At 59.9% G+C, this 22,590-nt stretch carries 11 protein-coding genes, 2 tRNA genes and 5 rRNA genes; 16 read left to right on the forward strand and 2 right to left on the reverse strand.

All coding sequences use genetic code 11. The features are described 5' to 3' along the window. The 13 genes from D3872_RS20920 to D3872_RS21000 form a co-directional block, all read left to right on the forward strand. Positions 1-1,982 (forward strand): 23S ribosomal RNA (locus tag D3872_RS20920); the annotation flags it as partial. Positions 1,983-2,096: 114 nt separating this feature from the next. Continuing rightward, positions 2,097-2,209: ribosomal RNA gene (rrf, locus tag D3872_RS20925) — 5S ribosomal RNA — on the forward strand. Positions 2,210-2,991: 782 nt separating this feature from the next. Then, entirely contained in the window at positions 2,992-4,428 is a 1,437-nt protein-coding gene (locus tag D3872_RS20940; protein ID WP_119812627.1) for a DUF3375 domain-containing protein, read from the forward strand. A gap of 15 nt (positions 4,429-4,443) precedes the next feature. Beyond that, positions 4,444-5,028: a DUF4194 domain-containing protein gene (locus D3872_RS20945; RefSeq protein ID WP_119812649.1), complete on the forward strand. Its 585-nt coding sequence runs from the start codon at positions 4,444-4,446 to the stop codon at positions 5,026-5,028. Beyond that, entirely contained in the window at positions 5,025-8,417 is a 3,393-nt protein-coding gene (locus tag D3872_RS20950; RefSeq protein ID WP_119812628.1) for an ATP-binding protein, read from the forward strand. Before D3872_RS20945 ends, D3872_RS20950 begins: the two co-directional genes overlap by 4 nt. Further along, the gene (locus D3872_RS20955; RefSeq protein WP_119812629.1) at positions 8,414-9,622 is read left to right on the forward strand and encodes a DUF3322 domain-containing protein; all 1,209 of its coding nucleotides are present in this window, start codon (positions 8,414-8,416) and stop codon (positions 9,620-9,622) included. Before D3872_RS20950 ends, D3872_RS20955 begins: the two co-directional genes overlap by 4 nt. Positions 9,623-10,059: 437 nt before the next feature. Next, a 16S ribosomal RNA gene (locus D3872_RS20960) occupies positions 10,060-11,588 on the forward strand. Positions 11,589-11,680: 92 nt separating this feature from the next. Beyond that, positions 11,681-11,757 (forward strand) — tRNA-Ile (locus D3872_RS20965). Between the two features lie 10 nt (positions 11,758-11,767). Continuing rightward, positions 11,768-11,843: transfer RNA gene (locus D3872_RS20970), tRNA-Ala, on the forward strand. A gap of 223 nt (positions 11,844-12,066) precedes the next feature. Beyond that, a 23S ribosomal RNA gene (locus D3872_RS20975) occupies positions 12,067-14,956 on the forward strand. A 114-nt stretch (positions 14,957-15,070) separates the two neighbouring features. Beyond that, positions 15,071-15,183: ribosomal RNA gene (gene rrf, locus D3872_RS20980) — 5S ribosomal RNA — on the forward strand. Positions 15,184-16,001: 818 nt separating this feature from the next. Further along, positions 16,002-16,340, forward strand: coding sequence for a YbjQ family protein (locus D3872_RS20995; protein ID WP_119812631.1), 339 nt, complete (start codon positions 16,002-16,004; stop codon positions 16,338-16,340). A gap of 136 nt (positions 16,341-16,476) precedes the next feature. Continuing rightward, positions 16,477-16,875 carry a hypothetical protein gene (locus tag D3872_RS21000; RefSeq protein WP_119812632.1) on the forward strand — a complete coding sequence of 133 codons (399 nt, stop codon included), beginning with the start codon at positions 16,477-16,479 and terminating at the stop codon, positions 16,873-16,875. Positions 16,876-16,941: 66 nt separating this feature from the next. Here D3872_RS21000 and D3872_RS26100 read toward each other — a convergent pair whose 3' ends face one another. Together D3872_RS26100 and D3872_RS21005 are read right to left on the reverse strand one after the other, a co-directional pair. Then, positions 16,942-17,358: a hypothetical protein gene (locus D3872_RS26100; RefSeq protein ID WP_220476975.1), complete on the reverse strand. Its 417-nt coding sequence runs from the start codon at positions 17,356-17,358 to the stop codon at positions 16,942-16,944. Next, the gene (locus D3872_RS21005) at positions 17,355-19,238 is read right to left on the reverse strand and encodes an isoamylase (RefSeq protein ID WP_220476976.1); all 1,884 of its coding nucleotides are present in this window, start codon (positions 19,236-19,238) and stop codon (positions 17,355-17,357) included. Before D3872_RS21005 ends, D3872_RS26100 begins: the two co-directional genes overlap by 4 nt. A gap of 169 nt (positions 19,239-19,407) precedes the next feature. Here D3872_RS21005 and D3872_RS25835 point away from each other — a divergent pair, with 169 nt between their 5' ends. The 3 genes from D3872_RS25835 to D3872_RS21015 are packed head-to-tail and all read left to right on the forward strand — an operon-like array spanning position 19,408 to position 22,525. After that, positions 19,408-19,545 (forward strand): hypothetical protein, encoded by a 138-nt coding sequence (locus tag D3872_RS25835; protein WP_182915883.1) that lies wholly within the window; start codon positions 19,408-19,410, stop codon positions 19,543-19,545. Between the two features lie 50 nt (positions 19,546-19,595). After that, complete coding sequence (locus tag D3872_RS21010; protein WP_119812633.1) at positions 19,596-21,059, forward strand: DUF2868 domain-containing protein; 1,464 nt, start codon at positions 19,596-19,598, stop codon at positions 21,057-21,059. After that, positions 21,056-22,525 (forward strand): DUF3482 domain-containing protein, encoded by a 1,470-nt coding sequence (locus tag D3872_RS21015; RefSeq protein ID WP_119812634.1) that lies wholly within the window; start codon positions 21,056-21,058, stop codon positions 22,523-22,525. The genes D3872_RS21010 and D3872_RS21015 overlap by 4 nt, the downstream gene beginning before the upstream one ends. Positions 22,526-22,590 lie beyond the last annotated feature (65 nt).

Raw genomic sequence — 22,590 nt, forward strand, 5'->3', positions numbered from 1 at the left:
TACCGATGAGTGCGAGCTTGGGAGACAGACGTCGGGTGCTAACGTCCGGCGTCAAGAGGGAAACAACCCAGACCGCCAGCTAAGGTCCCAAAGATTGGCTAAGTGGAAAACGAAGTGGGAAGGCTAAAACAGTCAGGATGTTGGCTTAGAAGCAGCCATCATTTAAAGAAAGCGTAATAGCTCACTGATCGAGTCGTCCTGCGCGGAAGATGTAACGGGGCTAAGCCAGTCACCGAAGCTGCGGATATATTTCTCGTGATTTATCACTTGATCTATATGGTAGGAGAGCGTTCCGTAAGCCTGCGAAGGTGTCTTGTAAAGGATGCTGGAGGTATCGGAAGTGCGAATGCTGACATGAGTAGCGATAATGGGGGTGAAAAGCCCCCACGCCGTAAGCCCAAGGTTTCCTGTTCAACGTTCATCGGAGCAGGGTGAGTCGGCCCCTAAGGCGAGGCAGAGATGCGTAGCTGATGGGAAGCAGGTTAATATTCCTGCACCGTCGTATGATGCGATGGGGGGACGGATCGCGGAAGGTTGTCTGACTGTTGGAATAGTCAGTTTCTGGTTCATAGAAGGCGCTTAGGCAAATCCGGGCGCGTAATTCAAGGGACTGGGACGAGCTGCCTTGTGCGGCGAAGCAATCGGAAGTGGTTCCAAGAAAAGCCTCTAAGCTTCAGTCATACGAGACCGTACCGCAAACCGACACAGGTGGGCGAGATGAGTATTCTAAGGCGCTTGAGAGAACTCGGGAGAAGGAACTCGGCAAATTGGTACCGTAACTTCGGGAAAAGGTACGCCCCTAGTAGCTTGGCTGATTTACTTCAGTAGGGCGAAAGGGTTGCAATAAACTGGTGGCTGCGACTGTTTAATAAAAACACAGCACTCTGCAAACACGAAAGTGGACGTATAGGGTGTGACGCCTGCCCGGTGCTGGAAGATTAAATGATGGGGTGCAAGCTCTTGATTGAAGTCCCAGTAAACGGCGGCCGTAACTATAACGGTCCTAAGGTAGCGAAATTCCTTGTCGGGTAAGTTCCGACCTGCACGAATGGCGTAACGATGGCCACACTGTCTCCTCCCGAGACTCAGCGAAGTTGAAGTGTTTGTGATGATGCAATCTACCCGCGGCTAGACGGAAAGACCCCATGAACCTTTACTGTAGCTTTGCATTGGACTTTGAACCAATCTGTGTAGGATAGGTGGGAGGCTTTGAAGCGGGGACGCCAGTTCTCGTGGAGCCATCCTTGAAATACCACCCTGGTTTGTTTGAGGTTCTAACCTTGGTCCGTTATCCGGATCGGGGACAGTGCATGGTAGGCAGTTTGACTGGGGCGGTCTCCTCCTAAAGTGTAACGGAGGAGTTCGAAGGTACGCTAGGTACGGTCGGACATCGTGCTAATAGTGCAATGGCATAAGCGTGCTTAACTGCGAGACTGACAAGTCGAGCAGGTACGAAAGTAGGACATAGTGATCCGGTGGTTCTGTATGGAAGGGCCATCGCTCAACGGATAAAAGGTACTCTGGGGATAACAGGCTGATTCCTCCCAAGAGTTCATATCGACGGGGGAGTTTGGCACCTCGATGTCGGCTCATCACATCCTGGGGCTGTAGCCGGTCCCAAGGGTATGGCTGTTCGCCATTTAAAGTGGTACGTGAGCTGGGTTTAAAACGTCGTGAGACAGTTTGGTCCCTATCTGCCGTGGGCGTTGGAAATTTGAAGGGGGCTGCTCCTAGTACGAGAGGACCGGAGTGGACGAACCTCTGGTGTACCGGTTGTCACGCCAGTGGCATTGCCGGGTAGCTAAGTTCGGAAGAGATAACCGCTGAAAGCATCTAAGCGGGAAACTTGCCTTGAGATGAGATTTCCCGGAGCTTTAAGCTCCTTGAAGGGTCGTTCGAGACCAGGACGTTGATAGGTCAGGTGTGGAAGTGCAGTAATGCATTAAGCTAACTGATACTAATTGCCCGTACGGCTTGTCCCTATAACCTTAGCAGGTATAGTCAGCAAGACTTCAACACTGATTTGATATAAAGCTTTCTTCTTCCAGATTCAGAGCGCTGTTGCCCCATTGGGAACAGAGCTCGTACAAGTTATGCCTGATGACCATAGCAAGTCGGTCCCACCCCTTCCCATCCCGAACAGGACCGTGAAACGACTTTGCGCCGATGATAGTGCTGCAACCAGTGTGAAAGTAGGTTATCGTCAGGCTAGTTATAAGAAAGAAACCCGTTGACTGATGTCAGCGGGTTTTTTTTCGTGTGCGCCCAGCATGGGCGCACTCTTGGAGGTGCAAGTCCTCCCGCGAGCTGGCCACAGCGAGCGAAGCGAAGCACAACTGCGGAAGGGCGACCGACTGTGGGGAGGAAGTGTGGAGCGAAACTGCGAGCCGATGAACAAGAATCGGATAGAAGGCGCTGCCGAGCGGGGCGAGCGGGCACGAAACCGCAAAGCTCTTGTGGCCAATGCGAAGTGGCGTAGATCCGGCGGTTGTGCAGGGAAGGAGTGCGTTCTTACCTGGGGAGATCTCGTCTTATGTCTGAAAGGGCGACGGTGAAAGCCGGAACGAGAAGTCAGCAGAGGTCGTAGTAGTCGGAGGCTGGGCCGGGAAGGCCGAATACCGCCGACGAAGGGCCGAAGGAGCGGGAGGGCGATTCTGCCTGACCATCTGAGATGGATATGCTTCAGATGCCCGGATACGGGGCTCGTCACGCAACGCGCATCAGGTGAAGCCTGGTGCACGGTGACAGCGAAGAACCAAATCGGCCGGGTCGGGGCCAGATGAACCTAGGCTGCATGTTCGGGTATAGGCATGCAGACCTCAACCGTTTCAACCGCCCGGTGCGGACCCGCATGCCGGGTGGTGTGGGAGGGGCGCGGTCATTGTGGCCGCCCCCTATCCCGATCTGTACCATTCCCACGAATCATTTTTCCGCCCCGCGCGTTCGGTGTTATTGTTCGCGTGACATGCGTCCAACCCGTTAAACGCCACGATGGAATACGAACAGCTCCTGCTTCAGCGACGAAATCATCCGGCCTGGCGCCTGCTTGCGGCCGACAATGCGCCGATGATCGCCAGCTTCCTGCACCGCAGCTTCATCGTATCGAACGTGCGAACGATCGCGCGCCAGCAGCTGTCGTCCCTGTTGGACGACCATCTCTACCATCTGCACGAAACCGCCGGCGAGATCATCTTTCCCAAGCCGGCCACCGCCTACCTCGACGACTGGGCTTCGGACGACAAGGGCTGGCTGCGCAAATATTACCCGCCCGGTCAGGACGAAGCGCACTTCGACCTGACTTCATCGACCGAAATGGCGATCGACTGGCTGAACGGCCTCGGCAAGCGGGCCTTCATCGGCACCGAATCGCGCCTGATGACGGTATTCGACCTGCTCCACCAGATCGTCGATGGCACTGAACTCAATCCGCGCGTGCGCATCGCTGAACTGCAGCGCCGCAAAGCCGACATCGACGCCGAAATCGCCCAGATCGCCGCCGGCCGGCTCGACCTGATGGAGCCCACCCAGGTCCGCGAACGTTTCCAGCAAATGTCCTCGACCGCGCGCGAGCTGCTTTCCGATTTCCGTGCCGTCGACCAGAACTTCCGCAGCCTCGACCGCTCGGTGCGCGAACAGATCGCCACCTGGGACGGCAGCAAGGGACAGCTGCTGGAAGAAATCTTCGGCCGCCGCGACCTGATCGCGGATACCGATGAAGGTAAAAGCTTCCGCGCCTTCTGGGACTTGCTGATGTCTCCCTCGCGCCAGGACGAATTGAGCGCCTTGCTGGCGAAAGTGCTCGCGCTCGAGCCGGTGCGGGCGATGGCGCCCGATGGCCGCATGCAGCGCATCCACTACGACTGGCTCGAAGCCGGTGAAGTAACGCAGCGCACCGTCGCGCGCCTGTCCGAGCAATTGCGGCGCTACCTCGACGACCAGGCCTGGCTGGAAAACCGCCGCATCATGGAGCTGATGCGCGGGATCGAGCAAAAGGCGCTGGCACTGCGCGGCGACATCGATGAACGCGCCTTCATGGAAATCGACGATCCGGCGCCGTCGGTCGCGCTGCCGATGGACCGTGTGCTGTACACGCCGCCGTTCAAGCCGAAGATCACGCAACAGGCAATCGAGGGTGAGAGCGCGCCGATTCCAGCCGATGCGTTGTTCGACCAGGTCTACGTCGACCAGCTCGAACTGATGTCCAACATCCGGCGGGTACTGCAGAACACCCGCCAGGCCTCGCTCGGAACAGTGGTCGCGGCACACCCGGTCAAGCAGGGACTGGCCGAACTCGCCACCTACCTGAAGCTTGCCACCCACGACATGCAGAGCGCCATCGACGACGAGCGCACCGAAACAATCGAATGGACCGACGATGCCGGCAAACTGCGCAAGGCAACGCTGCCCCTCATCATTTATACTTTGTAGATGAACGACTTACGCATGCACGACGATGACCGGCTCGGCCCGTTGCTGGTGGCACTGTTCCAGGGCGTGCTGTACCGCGACGACGGCCAGCTGTGGCAGCCGCTGCTCGACCTCCAGGCCCGCGTGCGCGACTACGGCGCCACGATCGGGCTCGAACTGATCCTCGACGAAGCCGAGGGTTACGCCTATCTGCGCCAGCGGCCGGCCACAGCCGGCGAGCCCGAGCTGCCGCGCCTGGTGCAGCGCCGCCAGCTCAGCTACCCCGTCAGCCTGATCCTCGTCCTGCTGCGCAAGAAGCTGGCCGAGTTCGACGCCACCGGCGGCGATACCCGGCTGGTCGTTGCGCGCGAGCAGATCGCGGACCAGGTCCGTCTGTTCCTGCCGGACACCGCCAATGAAGCGCGCCTGCTCGACCGCATCGACGCCCACATCAATAAAGTTGTCGAGCTCGGATTCCTGCACCGCTTGCGCGGGCAAGAGAACCAGTACGAGGTGCGGCGCATCCTGAAGGCGTTCGTCGACGCCCAGTGGCTCAGCGACTTCGACCAGCGCTTGGGCGACTACGCGCGGCACGGCGGATCGGAAGGCGAAGCGGCATGAGCGCACAGCCCTTGCACGACGCCGATACGCCGATGTTCGAGTTCGTCGATGCGGGCGAGCGCGCCGGCTTCCGGCTGCATCGCTTCGAAGTGTTCAACTGGGGCACTTTCCACGAACGCGTGTGGCGCCTGACTCCGGGCGGCGACAATATCCTGCTGACCGGCGACATTGGATCCGGCAAGTCGACGCTGGTCGATGCGGTGACCACCCTGCTGGTCCCCGCCAACAAGATTTCATACAACAAGGCAGCCGGCGCCGATGCGCGCGAACGCAGCCTGCGAACGTATGTCACCGGGCACTACAAATCCGAGCGCGGCGACAGCGGACTGGCGGCCAAGGCGGTTGCACTGCGCGACCACAACAGCTATTCGGTCATCCTGGGCGTCTTCCACAACGAAGGTTTCGACCAGACCATTACGCTCGCACAGGTATTCTGGCTGAAGGATGCGCGTGGCCAGCCGGAGCGCTTCTATGTCGTCGCTGACCGCGAGCTGTCGATCGCCGAACATTTCAGCGGTTTCGGCACCGACATCGCAACCTTGCGCAAGCGCCTGCGCGCCGTTCCCGGCGTCGCCCTGCACGATAGCTTCACTTCATACGGCGACGCGTTCCGGCGCCGGTTCGGGATCGCCAATGAACAGGCGATGGACTTGTTCCACCAGACCGTGTCGATGAAGTCGGTAGGCAACCTGACCGACTTCGTGCGCGACCACATGCTCGAAGCGTTTCCGGTGGAAGCGCGCATCAGCGCACTGATCGATCACTTCGACGACCTGAACCGCGCACATGAAGCGGTGCTCAAGGCCAAGGCGCAAATCAGCCAGCTGGAGCCGATGGTGGCGGACGGCGCGCGCTACCGCGACTTGCTGGGCCAGGCCGAGCAGTTGCGCGGCTGCCGCGAAGCGTTGCGCCCGTGGTTTGCCAAGCTTAAAGGCGAGCTGCTGGAAAAGCGCGGCGCGCTGCTGCAGGCCGACATCGACAAGCTGGATGGACGCCTGTTGCGGCTGCAATCCGACAAGCGTCGCGATGCATTGCGGCGCGACGAGATCACCCAGGCCATCGCCGCCAGCGGCGGGCACCGGATCGAGCAGATCAAGGCCGAGACCGCGCGCGTGCAGGAAGCGCGCGAGGCGCGCATGCGCCGCGCGGCGCAATACGACGCGCTGGCCGTGAAGGTCGGTTTGCACCGCGCGGCCGACAGCGAAACCTTCGAGGCCAACCGGCGCGGCATCGACAGCGGCCAGCAGGAGTGCCTGGCGCAGCGCGACGAGTTCCAGAACCGGCTGACCGAAGCAGGCGTGACGGTGCGCGAACTGGGGCGCCAGCACGGCGAGCTGACGGCCGAACTGGAATCGCTGCGCTCGCGCCGCTCGAACATCCCGATGCAGATGATGGCCTTGCGCGAGGCTTTATGCGAGGCCGTTGGCGCCGGCGCCGAAGCCTTGCCGTTTATCGGTGAGCTGATCCAGGTACGCGAGGAAGAACGCGATTGGGAGGGTGCGGCTGAACGCCTGCTGCACAACTTCGGCCTGTCCCTGCTGGTGCCGGAAGCCTACTATGCGAAGGTCGCCGCCTGGGCCGACCGCACCCACCTCGGCGCGCGCCTTGTGTATTACCGCGTGCGCAGCGGCGCCGCGGCCGTCCAGCAGTCCTTGCATCCGGATTCGCTGGTGCGCAAGTTGTCGATCAAGCCCGATTCGCCCTGCTACGCATGGCTCGAAGCCGAGTTGGCGCGGCGCTTCGACTACGCTTGCTGCGACACCATCGACCAGTTCCGCCGCGAGAAGCGCGCCATCAGCCGCAACGGCCAGGTCAAGGCCGGCGGCGAGCGGCACGAGAAGGATGACCGCCACCGCATCGACGACCGCTCGCGCTTCGTGCTCGGCTGGTCGAACGAAGCGAAGATCGCGGCGCTGGAAAAGCAGGAGCGCGACGTCACCACCCGCATCCTGGCGCAGAGCGCGCAGATCAAGCAGTTCAAGAAGAGCATGGATGCGCATGACGAGATCCTGGGGAACTGGCGGCAGCTGGCGACGTTCGACAGCTTCGACGACCTGAACTGGCAGCCGCTGGCCACCGCCATCGAGCAGCTGGATAAGGAACGCGCCGCGCTGGAATCGTCGTCCGATGTGCTGCGCACCCTGCAGCAGCAACTGGCGGAGCTGGCCGCGGCGCAGGACGCGAACGAGGCCGATCTGTACGAGGCCAACCGGCAGCACGCGACCGCGGCCGAGAAACTGGAGCAGGCGCGCCAGGCGCTGGCGGCGTGTACGGTTTTGTTGGACGCGACGCCGGAGTCCGCGAAGGACACGTATTTCCCGCTGCTGCAGCAAATGCGCGCCGAAGCGCTCGGCGAGCACACGCTGACGGTCGAATCGGCCGACAACCGCGAGAAGGACATGCGCGACTTCCTGCAGGCGCGCATCGATGCGGAACAGAAGAAGATTGACCGCCTGCGCGATGGACTGATCCGCGCCATGCAGAACTATGTCGAGGCCTGGCCGCTGGACACGCGCGAAGTGGACGTGAGCGTGGAATCCATCGGCGAATTCCATGGCATGCTGACGGCCTTGCAGGCCGACGACCTGCCGCGGTTTGCCGGGCGCTTCAAGGAGCTGCTCAACGAGAACACGATCCGGGAGATCGCCGGCTTCCAGTCCCAGCTCAAGCGCGAACGCGAAGACATTCGCGAGCGGATCGACGTCATCAACAAATCGCTGCAGGCCATCGACTACAACCCGAACCGTTACATCGCGCTGGAAGCCCAGCCAAGCATCGACGCCGAACTGCGCGACTTCCAGCAAGACCTGCGATCCTGCACCGAAGGCGCGTTGACCGGCTCTGCGGACGAAGAATACTCGGAAGCGAAATTCCTGCAGGTGAAGCGGATCATCGAACGCTTCCGCGGCCGCGAGGGCAGCGCCGAGATGGACAGGCGCTGGACCCGCAAGGTGACCGACGTACGCAACTGGTTTGTGTTTTCCGCATCCGAGCGGTGGCGCGAAGATGACCGCGAGCACGAGCATTACACCGATGCGGGTGGCAAGTCGGGCGGGCAGAAGGAAAAGCTGGCCTACACGGTGCTGGCCGCCAGCCTGGCGTATCAGTTCGGGCTGGAGTGGGGCGCGACGCGCTCGCGTTCTTTCCGCTTCGTGGTGATCGACGAGGCTTTCGGGCGCGGCTCCGACGAGTCGGCGCGCTATGGGCTGGAGCTGTTCAAGCGCATGAACCTGCAACTGCTGATCGTGACGCCGCTGCAGAAGATCCACATCATCGAGCCCTACGTCGCTGGCTTGGGCTTCGTGCACAGCGAGGAGGGACGCCAGTCCATGCTGCGTTACCTGAGCATCGAGGAATACCGCGCCGAGCGCAGCGCGCGTGCGGCATGAACCGCAAGGCGCCGGTCAAGGCGTGGAGCACGCCGGCCGATATCACGGCCCAGCTTTCCCGCATGTGGGACGATGGCAGGATGCTCGCTGCGCGTGTAAGCGGAGAAAGCCTGTTTCCGTTGCAGCTGCGCTTGCGCCAGCCCGGCATCGAGGATATCGGTGCGGACTTTGGCGAGGTTCAGCAGTGGATCCGCGCGCTTGAGGCATCCAGCAGCAGTTCAAAGGGCTGCGGTTATGAGCTTGTGTGGCGCGAGATTAATCACCGCCAGACTGGCCGCCAGCGCTTACCCGACGCCGCACTGGTGCCGACCGAGGCCGACGCGCTGCGCCTGATCGGGCGGCAGGGCGACATGCGGCGCTTCGAAGAACTGGCTGCACTGACCCTGGCGCAGTTTCCGCAACTGGCAGGCTGGCTTCGGCGCAGGGGACACGCGCTCCTCGAGCATGCGGCAGCATGGCCGCGGGTGCTGGCGATCCTTGCATGGTTTAGCACCCATCACCGCCCGCAGCTTTACCTTCGGCAGCTCGACATCCCCGGCGTGGACAGCAAGTTCATCGAATCGCGGAAGGCCTTGTTGATCGAGCTGCTCGATGAGGTGCTTCCTCCCGAAGCGTTCGATGCGACGGCGATCGGTGCGCGCCAGTTCGAAATGCGTTACGGCTTACTCGGGAAACCTGCGCTGGTCAGGTTCCGCATGCTCGACCCGCGGCATTATCTTGCAGGCCTGTCGGACGTGAGCGTCCCGGTGGCGCAGTTCGCCGGCGCGCAGTTCGACGTGAAGCGTGTCTTCGTCACCGAGAACGAAGTAAATGGCCTGGCATTCCCGGACAAGGAAAGCAGCATGGTGGTTTTCGGCGGCGGCTATGGGATCGACCGGCTCGCCGGTGTGCCGTGGCTGCGCGAGAAAGACGTGATCTACTGGGGCGACATCGATACCCACGGCTTCGCCATCCTGGATCGCTTCCGCGCCAGTGTCCCGCACGTGCGTTCCATCATGATGGACGTGGCCACGCTGGACTCGCACCGGCTGATGTGGGGGCAGGAGGGGGAGGCTACGCGATTCACCGGTGAATTAACCCGACTGAGCGAAGCGGAGCGCGAACTCTACGACGAGTTGCGGCATGATGTGCATGGTTCCCGGATCCGCCTGGAGCAGGAGCGGCTTGGGTTTGGCTGGGTAAGTGACGCTGTGGCAAAGGCCTGATTCAGTAATTTTAGCTGGTGAGAACGAAATACCCTTGCGGACGGCAAACCCTTTTGCTATAGTTCGCCTCCCCGCAGAAATGGTTAACGAAATCAAGTAGTTGCCGCAGCGTGGGAGCCGTCTGAAAAAGACGACGCAGTAAAAAAGAGTTTGACGAGCAACGCAAATTACCGCATAATCTCATCTCTCTGCTGCTGACAAACAAAACGATTTGTCGATGAGCAGCAAGCAGTACCGAACAAGTTCTTTAAAAATTAACAGTCGATAAGTGTGGGCGTTTGATGAAAGTGCCGGCCAAGCGTAAGCGAAGCTGATTACTTAAATTATCAAATGTTCACAAAAAAGAAATACGTTGCTCAGCAATGAGTAACGGTCAGTATTTTGAGTGAGCGACCCGTCGAAAGACGGTGACACGAAAGTGTCAACAAACAGAGATTAAACTGAAGAGTTTGATCCTGGCTCAGATTGAACGCTGGCGGCATGCTTTACACATGCAAGTCGAACGGCAGCGCGGGGCAACCTGGCGGCGAGTGGCGAACGGGTGAGTAATATATCGGAACGTACCCAAGAGTGGGGGATAACGTAGCGAAAGTTACGCTAATACCGCATACGATCCAAGGATGAAAGCAGGGGACCGCAAGGCCTTGTGCTCCTGGAGCGGCCGATATCTGATTAGCTAGTTGGTGAGGTAAAGGCTCACCAAGGCGACGATCAGTAGCTGGTCTGAGAGGACGACCAGCCACACTGGAACTGAGACACGGTCCAGACTCCTACGGGAGGCAGCAGTGGGGAATTTTGGACAATGGGCGCAAGCCTGATCCAGCAATGCCGCGTGAGTGAAGAAGGCCTTCGGGTTGTAAAGCTCTTTTGTCAGGGAAGAAACGGTGCGGGCTAATATCCCGCGCTAATGACGGTACCTGAAGAATAAGCACCGGCTAACTACGTGCCAGCAGCCGCGGTAATACGTAGGGTGCAAGCGTTAATCGGAATTACTGGGCGTAAAGCGTGCGCAGGCGGTTTTGTAAGTCTGTCGTGAAATCCCCGGGCTCAACCTGGGAATTGCGATGGAGACTGCAAGGCTAGAATCTGGCAGAGGGGGGTAGAATTCCACGTGTAGCAGTGAAATGCGTAGAGATGTGGAGGAACACCGATGGCGAAGGCAGCCCCCTGGGTCAAGATTGACGCTCATGCACGAAAGCGTGGGGAGCAAACAGGATTAGATACCCTGGTAGTCCACGCCCTAAACGATGTCTACTAGTTGTCGGGTTTTAATTAACTTGGTAACGCAGCTAACGCGTGAAGTAGACCGCCTGGGGAGTACGGTCGCAAGATTAAAACTCAAAGGAATTGACGGGGACCCGCACAAGCGGTGGATGATGTGGATTAATTCGATGCAACGCGAAAAACCTTACCTACCCTTGACATGGCAGGAATCCCGGAGAGATTTGGGAGTGCTCGAAAGAGAACCTGCACACAGGTGCTGCATGGCTGTCGTCAGCTCGTGTCGTGAGATGTTGGGTTAAGTCCCGCAACGAGCGCAACCCTTGTCATTAGTTGCTACGAAAGAGCACTCTAATGAGACTGCCGGTGACAAACCGGAGGAAGGTGGGGATGACGTCAAGTCCTCATGGCCCTTATGGGTAGGGCTTCACACGTCATACAATGGTACATACAGAGGGCCGCCAACCCGCGAGGGGGAGCTAATCCCAGAAAGTGTATCGTAGTCCGGATTGTAGTCTGCAACTCGACTACATGAAGTTGGAATCGCTAGTAATCGCGGATCAGCATGTCGCGGTGAATACGTTCCCGGGTCTTGTACACACCGCCCGTCACACCATGGGAGCGGGTTTTACCAGAAGTAGGTAGCTTAACCGCAAGGAGGGCGCTTACCACGGTAGGATTCGTGACTGGGGTGAAGTCGTAACAAGGTAGCCGTATCGGAAGGTGCGGCTGGATCACCTCCTTTCTAGAGTAGCACTGGGCAAATCGCCCGATTCATTGAGCGTCCACTCTTATCGACTGTTGAAATTGAAAGAAACAGTAGCAGTGTCCAAGTCTGGGGCTGTAGCTCAGCTGGTTAGAGCACCGTGTTGATAACGCGGGGGTCGTTGGTTCGAGTCCAACCAGCCCTACCAGTATCGAATTGGGGGATTAGCTCAGCTGGGAGAGCACCTGCTTTGCAAGCAGGGGGTCGTCGGTTCGATCCCGTCATCCTCCACCACTACCTACTAAGAGTGCAAATGTAAGCCCTGCGGTTTAGATTTGATCTTTTAGAGATCATTGCTGTTTCGTTCTTTAACAATCTGGAAGAAGTAAAGTTTTATTAAGCGTGTGCTGTAAAAGGCGCACACTTAGGGTAGTAGTAAAACTCATCAAACACAGTAATAAATGAAGTCTTGCTTGGAACTGTAACGATCCCTGGCAACCAGGGGCTAACGTTATAGGGACAAGTGAATAAGTGCACATGGCGGATGCCTTGGCGATTACAGGCGATGAAGGACGTAGTAGCTTGCGATAAGCTGCGGGGAGTGAGCAAACACACTTTGATCCGCAGATTTCCGAATGGGGAAACCCGGCCTTTTAGGTCATTGCATACTGAATACATAGGTATGCAAAGCGAACGCGGCGAACTGAAACATCTAAGTAGCTGCAGGAAAATAAATCAACCGAGATTCCCAAAGTAGTGGCGAGCGAAATGGGATGAGCCTGCATGATTTAGCATGACGCATAGTGGAAGCCTCTGGAAATAGGCGCCATAGCGGGTGATAGCCCCGTACACGAAATGCGACGTGTGGAACTAAGTATGCGACAAGTAGGGCGGGACACGAGAAATCCTGTCTGAACATGGGGGGACCATCCTCCAAGGCTAAATACTCGTAATCGACCGATAGTGAACCAGTACCGTGAGGGAAAGGCGAAAAGAACCCCGGGAGGGGAGTGAAATAGATCCTGAAACCGTGTGCATACAAACAGTAGGAGCGGACTTGTTCCGTGACTGCGTACCTTTTGTATAATGGGTCAGCGACTTACATTCAGTGGCAAGGTTAACCGGATAGGGAAGCCGTAGAGAAATCGAGTCCGAATAGGGCGACAGTCGCTGGGTGTAGACCCGAAACCAAGTGATCTACTCATGGCCAGGATGAAGGTGCGGTAACACGCCCTGGAGGTCCGAACCCACTAATGTTGAAAAATTAGGGGATGAGCTGTGGGTAGGGGTGAAAGGCTAAACAAACTTGGAAATAGCTGGTTCTCTCCGAAAACTATTTAGGTAGTGCCTCAAGTATCACCATCGGGGGTAGAGCACTGTTATGGCTAGGGGTCATTGCGACTTACCAAACCATTGCAAACTCCGAATACCGATGAGTGCGAGCTTGGGAGACAGACGTCGGGTGCTAACGTCCGGCGTCAAGAGGGAAACAACCCAGACCGCCAGCTAAGGTCCCAAAGATTGGCTAAGTGGAAAACGAAGTGGGAAGGCTAAAACAGTCAGGATGTTGGCTTAGAAGCAGCCATCATTTAAAGAAAGCGTAATAGCTCACTGATCGAGTCGTCCTGCGCGGAAGATGTAACGGGGCTAAGCCAGTCACCGAAGCTGCGGATATATTTCTCGTGATTTATCACTTGATCTATATGGTAGGAGAGCGTTCCGTAAGCCTGCGAAGGTGTCTTGTAAAGGATGCTGGAGGTATCGGAAGTGCGAATGCTGACATGAGTAGCGATAATGGGGGTGAAAAGCCCCCACGCCGTAAGCCCAAGGTTTCCTGTTCAACGTTCATCGGAGCAGGGTGAGTCGGCCCTAAGGCGAGGCAGAGATGCGTAGCTGATGGGAAGCAGGTTAATATTCCTGCACCGTCGTATGATGCGATGGGGGGACGGATCGCGGAAGGTTGTCTGACTGTTGGAATAGTCAGTTTCTGGTTCATAGAAGGCGCTTAGGCAAATCCGGGCGCGTAATTCAAGGGACTGGGACGAGCTGCCTTGTGCGGCGAAGCAATCGGAAGTGGTTCCAAGAAAAGCCTCTAAGCTTCAGTCATACGAGACCGTACCGCAAACCGACACAGGTGGGCGAGATGAGTATTCTAAGGCGCTTGAGAGAACTCGGGAGAAGGAACTCGGCAAATTGGTACCGTAACTTCGGGAAAAGGTACGCCCTAGTAGCTTGGCTGATTTACTTCAGTAGGGCGAAAGGGTTGCAATAAACTGGTGGCTGCGACTGTTTAATAAAAACACAGCACTCTGCAAACACGAAAGTGGACGTATAGGGTGTGACGCCTGCCCGGTGCTGGAAGATTAAATGATGGGGTGCAAGCTCTTGATTGAAGTCCCAGTAAACGGCGGCCGTAACTATAACGGTCCTAAGGTAGCGAAATTCCTTGTCGGGTAAGTTCCGACCTGCACGAATGGCGTAACGATGGCCACACTGTCTCCTCCCGAGACTCAGCGAAGTTGAAGTGTTTGTGATGATGCAATCTACCCGCGGCTAGACGGAAAGACCCCATGAACCTTTACTGTAGCTTTGCATTGGACTTTGAACCAATCTGTGTAGGATAGGTGGGAGGCTTTGAAGCGGGGACGCCAGTTCTCGTGGAGCCATCCTTGAAATACCACCCTGGTTTGTTTGAGGTTCTAACCTTGGTCCGTTATCCGGATCGGGGACAGTGCATGGTAGGCAGTTTGACTGGGGCGGTCTCCTCCTAAAGTGTAACGGAGGAGTTCGAAGGTACGCTAGGTACGGTCGGACATCGTGCTAATAGTGCAATGGCATAAGCGTGCTTAACTGCGAGACTGACAAGTCGAGCAGGTACGAAAGTAGGACATAGTGATCCGGTGGTTCTGTATGGAAGGGCCATCGCTCAACGGATAAAAGGTACTCTGGGGATAACAGGCTGATTCCTCCCAAGAGTTCATATCGACGGGGGAGTTTGGCACCTCGATGTCGGCTCATCACATCCTGGGGCTGTAGCCGGTCCCAAGGGTATGGCTGTTCGCCATTTAAAGTGGTACGTGAGCTGGGTTTAAAACGTCGTGAGACAGTTTGGTCCCTATCTGCCGTGGGCGTTGGAAATTTGAAGGGGGCTGCTCCTAGTACGAGAGGACCGGAGTGGACGAACCTCTGGTGTACCGGTTGTCACGCCAGTGGCATTGCCGGGTAGCTAAGTTCGGAAGAGATAACCGCTGAAAGCATCTAAGCGGGAAACTTGCCTTGAGATGAGATTTCCCGGAGCTTTAAGCTCCTTGAAGGGTCGTTCGAGACCAGGACGTTGATAGGTCAGGTGTGGAAGTGCAGTAATGCATTAAGCTAACTGATACTAATTGCCCGTACGGCTTGTCCCTATAACCTTAGCAGGTATAGTCAGCAAGACTTCAACACTGATTTGATATAAAGCTTTCTTCTTCCAGATTCAGAGCGCTGTTGCCCCATTGGGAACAGAGCTCGTACAAGTTATGCCTGATGACCATAGCAAGTCGGTCCCACCCCTTCCCATCCCGAACAGGACCGTGAAACGACTTTGCGCCGATGATAGTGCTGCAACCAGTGTGAAAGTAGGTTATCGTCAGGCTAGTTATAAGAAAGAAACCCGTTGACTGATGTCAGCGGGTTTTTTTTCGTGTGCGCCCAGCATGGGCGCACTCTTGGAGGTGCAAGTCCTCCCGCGAGCTGGCCACAGCGAGCGAAGCGAAGCACAACTGCGGAAGGGCGACCGACTGTGGGGAGGAAGTGTGGAGCGAAACTGCGAGCCGATGAACAAGAATCGGATAGAAGGCGCTGCCGAGCGGGGCGAGCGGGCACGAAACCGCAAAGCTCTTGTGGCCAATGCGAAGTGGCGTAGATCCGGCGGTTGTGCAGGGAAGGAGTGCGTTCTTACCTGGGGAGATCTCGTCTTATGTCTGAAAGGGCGACGGTGAAAGCCGGAACGAGAAGTCAGCAGAGGTCGTAGTAGTCGGAGGCTGGGCCGGGAAGGCCGAATACCGCCGACGAAGGGCCGAAGGAGCGGGAGGGCGATTCTGCCTGACCATCTGAGATGGATATGCTTCAGATGCCCGGATACGGGGCTCGTCACGCAACGCGCATCAGGTGAAGCCTGGTGCACGGTGACAGCGAAGAACCAAATCGGCCGGGTCGGGGCCAGATGAACCTAGGCTGCATGTTCGGGTATAGGCATGCAGACCTCAACCGTTTCAACCGCCCGGTGCGGACCCGCATGCCGGGTGGTGTGGGAGGGGCGCGGTCATTGTGGCCGCCCCCTATCCCGATCTGTACGATTTGAACTTGTCGGGCATGTTTCATGCGGGTCGCATAGGCGCCCCTAAAGGGCTGTCAAAACACCACGATCTTCACTACAATCCGTGCACTTGATCAATTTTTAAGGGCCCTGCCATGCTCATGATCAATATCGAAACCGTTCCGGGCAAGACCATCTCAGTTTGCCATGGTGTGGTTTCGGGCAGCACCGTATGCGCCAAGCACGTCGGCCGCGACATCATGGCGGGGCTGAAGAACATTGTCGGTGGCGAACTGACGGGATACACCGAGCTGCTGAACGAATCGCGCGACCACGCGATCGAACGCATGAAGTCGCAGGCCGCCCAGTTGGGCGCTAACGCCATCGTCAATGTGCGTTTCGCTACGTCGTCGATGCAGGACAGGATCGACGCTTTGACGCGGATGATCGGCGAGCGCGGGATGAAAGTCAGCCCGGTGGTGCCGCTGTTCTAGCCAGTCCGCCGAGCTCATCTGGAAGGTGGGCCGCTTCCTACAAATCCGCGCTCCCCACTCCGATACAAGCATGCGCCTCGCGGGCGCATCATCGCATGGAGGCGCACGAGTGGCGCATTCTTGGGAGGAGCGAAACATGGGCTCGAAGAAAAGCCAGGGTGGCAAGGGGCAAAGCGTCGCGCGGGAAAAGGCGATCCGGGTGGCGCCCGACAGCATGCAGACGCGTGCGCCAGGCGCGGGGCCACCACGTGCCGGTAACCAGGAGTCCGGTTCGGAGCAGTCCGGATTCGGCGGCTCCCAAGCCGGCGAGCGGGGTGGGGCGGGTGCGCAGCAAGCCGGCTGGAGTTCGCGCCAGCAGGCGCAACGCATCGAGGCTCGCGCCGAAGAGGATCGCCTTGGCCTGCCGAGGAAATCCGGCTATGGCGGCATGGAGCAGAGTCAGCATGCCGGGTCGCAGCAGTCGTCGACCGGCCCTGGCGCTGCGCAGCAGGCGGGCGAACGGGAAAAGCGGCTTGGCAAGAAAACCGGTAAATAGCTGGACGCTGGCGCGCTGATTGCGAACCAGGCGAAACGGCCCGCGCAAGGCGGGCCGTTTTCACTGTTACTTAGCGATCAGTACCAGCGTTCCCCGCCCGCACACGCCGTAGCTGGTGAATTCGCCGCCGACCGCATCTTCCGCGCCCGGTGCGCGCACCTGCGACGCGCCTTCCGCCCACGTGCATGTATCGGTCACGCGATACCAGCTCTTGCCCGCTCCCGGCCATGGCAGGGTGAAGTTCACCTGTCCGCTCCATGCATTGTGGGCGACATAGATCGCCGATGCCGTGTCGCCGAATTCCGTACCGTCGATGCGCCATGCGATGGCATGATTGGCGGCGTCATTGAAATACGCGGCATCGGCCACCGCGCCGTCGGGTTTGAACCAGCGCAGCTGCTCCATCACGTTGCCATTGTTGTCTACGCCCGAATAGAAATTCGCCGGGCGCAGCGCAGGGTGCGCCTTGCGGAATGCAATCATCCTTTGCTGAATGCCTCGAAGTTGGCCTGGTCGGTGGTGCGCGTCCATCCCAGCCAGTTCGCGCTCGAGTCGAGGTTGTAGGGATTGTTGTTGCAGTTGATCGTGCGCAGCGCCTCGTCGCCGCCGACGATCATCGGCACGCCCGCCGACAGCATCATCAGCGCCATTCCGTTGCGCGCCGCCTTGCGCTGGTCGCTCGCAATGCCGCCCTGGTCCCAGCTGTTATTGTTGTCCTCGCCGCCGTCGCTCGGGCCAAATGGCCAGGCCTGCAGGTTGTTCTTGGTGTTGCAGCTGTACAGGTCTTTCAGTGTGAAGCCGTCGTGGGCGGTGACGAAGTTCACCGAATGCCACGGCTTGCGGCCGTCATCGCCGTACAGGTCGCTCGAACCGGCGAAGCGCGTCGCCATTGTCCCGGTTGTCACCGTGGCGGAGCCAAGCTTGTTCTGCGACTGGCGAACCATGTCGCGGTAGATGCCGTTCCACTCCGCCCAGCCCGACGGGAATCCGCCCACCTGGTAGGAGTTGCCGCCGATCGCCCACGGTTCGGCGATCAGGTCGACGCCGCTGCCGCCGCCGGCAGGGCGGGGCGGCAGTTCGGCGACGATGCGGTTCAGCGCATTGCCGGAGTCCATTTTGTCGAAGTTGAAGCAACCGTGTTCGCAGGTGTTGCCGAGGACTGAAGCAAGGTCGAAGCGGTAGCCGTCCACGCCGAGCGTATCGCGCCAGTACGCCAGCGAATCGACGATCAGGTTTTGCGCGGCTAGGTTGCGTGTGTTGTAGTTGCCGCCGACACCGGTGTTGTCCCACGAGTTCTGCTTGTCCGAGGTCAGGCTGTAGTAGGTCGGGTTGTCCAGCCCGCGCATGCCGTAGAGGTTGTAGGTCGTCTTGTCGGATTGCGACCAGGCGCCGCCTTCGCCGGTGTGGTTGTACACCACGTCGACCAGCACCTTGATGCCCTGGTCGTGGAAGGCCTTCACCATTTCCTTGAACTCGCGCGTCGGCCCGCCCGGCGTCGTGTCGTACGCGTAACGGCGGTCGGGCGCGAAATAGTTCAGGGTCATGTAGCCCCAGTAGTTGTCGCCAGCATTGCTGTTTGGGTCCGCGTCGTTGGTGTCGTTCTGCGTTTCCTGCACCGGAAGGAACTCGATCGCCGTCACGCCCAGGCTGGCAAGGCTGGCCGCCTTCAGGCCCGCGCCCTTGTAGGTGCCGCGGTAGGCCGCCGGGATGGTGGTGTCGTTCTTCGTCAGGCCGCGCACGTGGACTTCGTAGACCACGTCGTCCTTCAGCGCGCGCGTCGGCTTGGCGCCGATGGACTGGGTATCGCCCGCAAGCACGATGCCTTTCGGCGCACTCGACCCGCTGTCGATGTTGCGGTAGGTGGCGCCGCTGGCATAAATGGTGCCATTGCTCATCGCCGGTGTGGTCGGGTCGTGGCTCAATTCGAGCGCGTACGGATCGGTGAGCAGCTTGTTCGGGTTGAATCGGTTGCCATTTGCGTCGACATCGGTGATGAAGCCGGTGCCCGAGCCTTTCACCCAGCTCGCGCTGTACGGCCAGTTCGGCCCCCACGCGCGGTAGCCGTAATACAGGGTGCCGGACAGCCCCTGGCCGTTCAGTGTGGCAACGGGGATCGTTGTGGTCCACACGCTGCCCGCCTCGGGCGTCATCACGACCTTCGATTTCTCGACAGTGCCGGTGGCGGTGCTGTAGAGATACAGTTCGATCCGCGAGGCGCGGCTCGAATACACCTTGAACGTCACGTTGGACTTGGTGGCGTCGTAGCTGGCGCCAAGTTTGGTGGGGTTGATGGCCGCCCATGCTGGGCTTGCGAGCAGGGCACAGCCCAGCAACGCGGAAAGTGCTGTCCGGCGAAATTGCATTGTCGTCTCCGTTGTCTCGCCTCTTGTCGAGGTCGTTTATTGATGTATTTTGACTACCATTTCTAACCACAGGCACGCTAGTCCTTGGCAAAATCTACTCCGCAACTATTTGGAAGTCAATGCGCGCAAGTAGTTTTACTACTCGCGCACGCTAAAAAACGACGACGCGGTGCGTACCGTGGCTACCTGCTGCTACGCGCTGATGCCCGGCCCGGTCCGGCTTGCCGTCAAGGAGCCGGCTTTCATCGCCTTCGTCCTCGCCAACCGCGAAAAAGTCCTCGGGCGGCTGGACAACCGTGCGGCGTAAAAGTGCGGCACAATTGGCAAGTTAATATTGCCAATTAATACAAGCCAAAGATGAACGAACAGGTCGCAAGGGACGTGGTGCTGGTGCGCGCCATCGAAACGATGGACATCAAGAGCGAAATCCTGAGCCCGGACGACCGCATGTATGCGAGCCGCAGCGCCAAGGAGCTGGCGCAGTGGCAGGCGTCCGACAGCCGCACCGCTGTCACCAGCGAGCACTTCCTGCAGCAGCGCTCCGAACTGATCCTCAAGCGCCTGTCCGAGCGCATTCCCGCGTTTGCCGCGTTCGCGCAGCGCCGCCCCGGCCTGAAGGGTTTTTCGATCGCGCTGCCGGTCGCCGGGCTGATTCTCGGCGCCGGGCTTGACCGCATCAGCGACCCGCACCGGGTCGACCTGCTGTCCGCGCCGCTGCTGGCGATCATCGGCTGGAACCTGCTGGTGTACGTGATCCTGCTGGCCTGGTTGTTTGTCCCGTCGCGCGATACGGGGTGGGCCAGCAAGAAGCTGCTGCGCCGCGCCAGTGCGGGCAAGAGCGCGATCAAGCGCAAGCTGCCGCAGGTGCTGTCGGTGGCGCTGCTGTCGTTCATGTCCGAGTGGGCGTCGCTGCGCGACCGCCTCACGCGCGCGCGGCTGGCCCGCACCTTCCACTTGGCCGCAGCCATGTTCGGCGTCGGCGCCATGCTGTCGCTGTATGCGCGCGGTTTCCTGTCGCAATACATCGCCGGTTGGGAAAGCACCTTCCTCAATGGCGCCCAGGTGCACGCGATCCTGTCGGTGCTGTTCGCGCCCGCCGCCGCGCTATTCAGTATCCAGCCGTTTTCGCTTGCCGAGATCGAGGCGCTGCGCTTCACGCAGCCGCAGGCGCCGGCCGCCGGCGCGCGCTGGGTCCACCTGTACGCCGCCACGCTGTTCCTGGCAGTCGTGCTGCCCCGCCTTGCGATGGCTTTGTATGCGCACTGGCGCGCGCGCGGCCTGTCGCGCAACTTCCCGATCGACCTCGACCAGCCTTACTTCCGCAAGCTGGGCGGGCAGGCCGGCACCACCGCGCCCGGCGTGCTGCGCGTGCTGCCCTACAGCTTCACCCTGGACGAAGCGCGCGACCGCGGGCTGGCCACGCTGGCGCACATGCTGCTCGGCGAGCAGGCGCGCGTGATGCTGCGCCCATCGAGCGCCTACGGCGAGGACGCCGCCCAGCTACCGCAGGGCGCCGGCGAGGACGAGGCCACATTGACGGCAGTGCTGTTCAACCTCGCCGCCACGCCCGAAAAGGAAAACCACGGCGCCTTCCTCGAGCAAGTGAAGCGTGCCTCTCCGCGCGGCGTCGCCGTGCTGGTGGACGAGTCGGCCTTCCTCGAGCGCATGGGGGGCGCCGAAGCGCGCCTGGCCGAACGCATCGCGCTGTGGCAGCAGTTCTGCAACTACCACCACGCGCCAGCCACCATCGTCAACCTGCTGCATCCCGAACGCCGCCCTGTAGACGGCGGTGCCGGCCCCGCTGTTTCGAAAGCACCATGAACCAGGCTCCTGTCCAGATCCAGTTTGCGCTGATCTCGCACACCAACAACGGCAAGACCACGCTGGCGCGCACGCTGGTCGGCGTCGATGTGGGCGAAGTGCGCGACGCCGCCCACGTCACCACGCTGGCCGAATCGCATCCGCTGCTGACGTCCGACGCGGGCGACACCTTGCACCTGTGGGACACGCCCGGCTTCGGCGATTCGGTGCGGCTGCTAAAGCGCCTTGCGATGTCGGGCAATCCGATCGGCTGGTTCCTGCGCGAAGTGATCGACCGCTACGGCGACAAGCCGTTCTGGCTCAGCCAGCAGGCGCTGCGCACGGCGAAGGAGGCCGCCGACGTGGTGCTCTACCTGGTCAACTCGTCGGAGAATCCCGATGATGCCGGCTACCTGCCGGCCGAAATGAAGATCCTCGAGTGGCTGGGCAAGCCGGTCGTGGTGCTGCTCAACCAGCTTGGCCCGCCCCAGCCGGCCGCCGCCGAACAGGCCGAGCAGGCGCGCTGGAAGCGGCATCTGGACCGCTACCCGGTGGTGCGCGAGGTGCTCGCGCTGGACGCGTTCGCGCGCTGCTGGGTGCATGAGCGCGTGTTCTACGAAGCGGTCGGGAAACTGGTGGACGAATCCAAGCGCGCGGGCTACGCGCGCCTGTTCGCAACGTGGGAAGCCAACAACCTCGCGCGCTTCCACGCGGCGATGCGCCTGGTCTCGTCGCAGCTGGCCGCCGCGGCGCAGGACAGGCAAGCGATCGAAGAGGAGGAAAAGAGCCTGGCCAGGTCGGCGATGAAGGCGGTCGGTCTCGCCAAAAGCGACCGCCAGCGCCAGGAAAAGGCGATGGCGCAGCTGGTCGAGCGCCTCAATATCAGCATCAACGCGGCCACCGCGCAGCTCCTTAAGCTGCATCAGCTAGACCCGGCGGCCGCGGCTAAAATCAACGCGCGCGTACGCGAGAACTTCGCGGTCCGCGCGCCGGTCGACAAGGCGCAGGCGGGCCTGCTCGGCGCCGTGGTCTCTGGCGCCGCCACCGGCCTGTCGGCCGACCTGATGGCGGGCGGCCTCACTTTCGGCGCGGGTGCGATCCTGGGTGGCATCGTCGGCGCGCTCACCATGGCCGGCGTGGCTTGGGGCTTCAACACCACCACCGACCGCAGCCAGACCACGATGCAGTTCGCCGACGAGTTCCTCCAGTCCCTGCTGGTGACCAGCGTGCTGCGCTACTTGGCGGTGGCACACTTCGGGCGAGGGCGCGGCAATTTCGTCGAGAGCGAAGCTCCGCCGTTCTGGCAGGCCGAGGTCGAGCGCGCGGCGGCAAAGCTCATGGCTGGCGGAGCGCCGTGGCAAGCCTTGCGCGACGAGGCGCCGGGCGCCGCCAGCGCGCGCCTGGACAGCGCCATCACCGCCATCGCCAGCGACACGCTCGCCGCGCTGTACCCAGGCAGCCTCCCGCTGTCACACCAGCCGATGTAACACCTGTTCCGTTTTGGGACAACGCGCCGCCGCAGCCCTGCGTGCGCGGCGTGGCACAGCAATTG

The sequence above is a fragment of the Massilia cavernae genome (assembly GCF_003590855.1).
GTDB lineage: Bacteria > Pseudomonadota > Gammaproteobacteria > Burkholderiales > Burkholderiaceae_D > Telluria_A > Telluria_A cavernae.